The 1,571-nt window shown below is 70.9% G+C and carries 3 protein-coding genes; all 3 read left to right on the top strand.

What is annotated here, in order from left to right:
• The first annotated feature begins 81 nt into the window (after positions 1-81).
• Positions 82-363, top strand: coding sequence for an isoamylase early set domain-containing protein (locus tag FHN55_RS21920; RefSeq protein WP_180358014.1), 282 nt, complete (start codon positions 82-84; stop codon positions 361-363).
• A 149-nt stretch (positions 364-512) separates the two neighbouring features.
• Positions 513-1,355: a sugar phosphate nucleotidyltransferase gene (locus FHN55_RS21915; protein WP_139714532.1), complete on the top strand. Its 843-nt coding sequence runs from the start codon at positions 513-515 to the stop codon at positions 1,353-1,355.
• Between the two features lie 5 nt (positions 1,356-1,360).
• On the top strand, positions 1,361-1,571 hold a 211-nt coding region (locus tag FHN55_RS21910), incomplete at its 3' end, for an alpha-hydroxy-acid oxidizing protein (RefSeq protein ID WP_218974926.1).

Genomic DNA, 1,571 nt, shown 5'->3' with positions numbered 1-1,571 from the left:
CCCGGCGTGTCGCGCTCCGGTACGGTGCGCCACACCGCCACCCGATCGGAGGCGGCACGCACAGCGCCGAGGAGACAGACCGTGACGATCACCACCAAGACGACCAAGGGGTCTGAGGACGTCAAGGTGACGTTCTCCCTGTCCGCGGAGGACTACTCCGAGCCCGTCTCCGTCGTGGGCAACTTCAACGACTGGAGCCCCTTCGCCCACGTGATGAAGAAGCGGTCCAACGGGAGCCGCTCGGCCACCGTCACCGTGCCCAAGGGCTCCGCCGTCCACTTCCGCTACCTGGGCCACGACGGCCACTGGTTCGACGACAAGGACGCCGAGGTCGACGACCAGGGCAGCACCTACCAGGTGTGACCCCCTGCCCCGGACCCGCCCGGGGCCCAGCGCATGACCCGACCGGGCGTCGCCCNNCGCCCGGTCGGGTCCATCGCTGTCAGTGACGGTCGGTGGCCCCTCCTACAGTGGCCGGGATCCCGCCGAAGGCCCCTGAGGAGGACTTCCCCATGACCGCAGCGAACAGCGCCGACGCCCCGACCCAGGACGTGCAGCCCGCCGACATCCCGGTGGTGATCCTGTGCGGAGGCATGGGGACGCGCCTGCGCGAGGCCAGCGAGCAGCTCCCCAAGGGCCTGGTGGACGTGGGCGGCCGCCCGATCCTGTGGCACATCATGAAGCTGTACTCCGCGCACGGCTTCCGCCGGTTCGTGCTGTGCCTCGGCTACAAGGGCGACATGATCAAGTCGTACTTCCTCGACAGCCGCGTGCGCTCGTCGGACCTGACGCTGCACACCAACGGCGCGAAGCCGCTGGAGTTCCACACCGACACCTCCGACGAGGACTGGGAGATCACCTTCGTCGAGACCGGCCTCACCACGGCCACGGGCGCGCGCATCGCCCGTGCCGCGAAGTACCTCGACGCCCCCCGCTTCGCGCTCACCTACGGTGACGGCATCGGCTCCGTCGACGTCACCACCGCGCTGGAGCAGCACGTCGCCTCGGGCAAGACCGGCACCCTGACCGGCGTCCACCCCAGCGGTCGCTACGGCGAGATGCAGGTCGAGGGCGACTCCGTGAAGGAGTTCAACGAGAAGCCCACCACGCAGACGGACTACGTCAACGGCGGCTTCTTCTTCTTCGAGCGCTCCTTCGTGGAGGGCTACCTCGACTCCGACCGCACCGAGGAGATGCTCGAGCACGCCCCCCTGGGCCGCCTGGCCCGCGACGGCGAGCTGGGCGTCTACAAGCACGAGGGCTACTGGCTGGGCATGGACACCTTCCGCGACTGGAAGGAGCTCAACGGGCTCTGGGACGCGGGCAAGGCCGAGTGGAAGATCTGGCAGGACTGAGCACGGTGCCCACCGCACCCACGGGCCCCCCGGCGCCAGCGCCGGGGGGCCTGCCCCTGCTGCGGGCCCAGCGCGAGGCCGCCGCGGCCGCGCTGCCCCCCGAGGTGCTCGACTACTACGACGCCGGCGCCGGTGACGAGGTCACCCGGCGCGAGGGCGCCCTGGCGTGGTCGTCCTACCGGCTGCGCCCGCGCGTCCTGCGCGACGTCGGCGCGG

The sequence above is a fragment of the Streptomyces sp. NP160 genome (genome assembly GCF_006335115.1).
In the GTDB taxonomy this organism is placed as follows: Bacteria; Actinomycetota; Actinomycetes; order Actinomycetales; family Quadrisphaeraceae; genus Quadrisphaera.
Note: the sequence above shows the minus strand (reverse complement) of the source record. Positions and strands in the feature narration are given on the sequence as shown.

Coding starts and splice junctions, on each gene's coding strand:
- FHN55_RS21915 (WP_139714532.1), top strand. CDS start 513: ATGACCGCAGCGAACAGCGCCGACGCCCCGACCCAGGACGTGCAGCCC.